This is a genomic window from uncultured Aggregatibacter sp., from assembly GCF_901873365.1.
In the GTDB taxonomy this organism is placed as follows: Bacteria; Pseudomonadota; Gammaproteobacteria; order Enterobacterales; family Pasteurellaceae; genus Aggregatibacter.
Map to the genome: position 1 here is coordinate 1 of NZ_CABFLM010000010.1, position 1172 is coordinate 1172.

General features: G+C 44.8%; 1 pseudogene. It reads left to right on the forward strand.

Features of this window, described 5'->3' with window-relative positions:
* Window positions 1–216: 216 nt before the first annotated feature.
* Window positions 217–1172 (forward strand): annotated as a pseudogene (tssI, locus tag QZ106_RS00065) (type VI secretion system tip protein TssI/VgrG); the annotation flags it as partial.

Below are 1172 nucleotides of genomic sequence, written 5' to 3' on the forward strand. Positions count from 1 at the left end.
GTTTAAGAGATTTGATATATGATAGAATGATGATTTTTTTTAATTTTATACAAACTGTAGTTAAGCTCTCTAAAGATTTAGTAAGTTTTAGGTTTCTGCTAACTATAAAGAAATCAACATGTGGATTAAAGCTGATTCTGCTGATCTAAATTAAATCATTAATTAACCGCACTTTGTAACGTGCGGTTATTTTTTTGTTCTTTTAAAAACTAATCATCAACCCGCCAAACCTTACGCGATTACACCTTCTTAAATCCGAATTACAATCTCGAACATCAACATCATTCCCAGACATCCGCGCTTACCGAGAGTGATATGTCTAAAAGTGCGGTCAATTCTGCGACCGTTTATGAAAAATACGACTATCCGGGGCGTTATAAGCAAGACGAACAAGGCAAGCCCTTTACCCGATACCGTTTAGAATCAGAGATGGCGTTATCTGAAACGGCGAATGCGGTGGGCGAGGATATGCGTGTTATCCCGGGCTATGGGTTTGCTTTGGAGGGACATCAGACACCTTCTCTTAATCAAGCTTGGCTGGTGGTACGGGTGGAACATCAAGGGTACCAAAGCGGTATTTTGGAGGAAGACGCCGTTGAGCGAAATTCAAGTGATAGCCATCCGGCGATAACCCAAGCCGCTCTCCAAGAAGGCAACCGCTATGAAAACCGACTCTTCCTTATTCCTCACCACCGCCCTTGGCGCAGTCCCTTAAAACCTCGTCCAATTATTCGCGGAACCCAAGTTGCCCACGTAACCGGCCCGGAAGGGGAAGAAATCTATTGTGACGAATGGGGCAGAATCAAACTCCAATTTCCTTGGGATAGATTAGGCCACTTTGACGAAAACAGTTCTTGCTGGGTGCGGGTATTACAAGATTTTGCCGGTGCACACTACGGCAGCCAAATGATACCGAGAGTCGGTGATGAAGTGCTGGTGAAATACCTCAATGGCGACCCGGACCAACCGATTGTGGTGGGGCGCACCTATCACAGCACCACCGAGCCCCCTTACGCGCTTCCCAAATATAAAACCCGCATGACGATAAAATCCAAAACCCATAAGGGCAATGGCTTTAATGAACTGCGTTTTGAAGATGAAAAAGGGCAAGAAGAAATCTTTCTTCATGCCGAAAAAGACCTTAACCACATCGTCAACCACGATGAAACCAG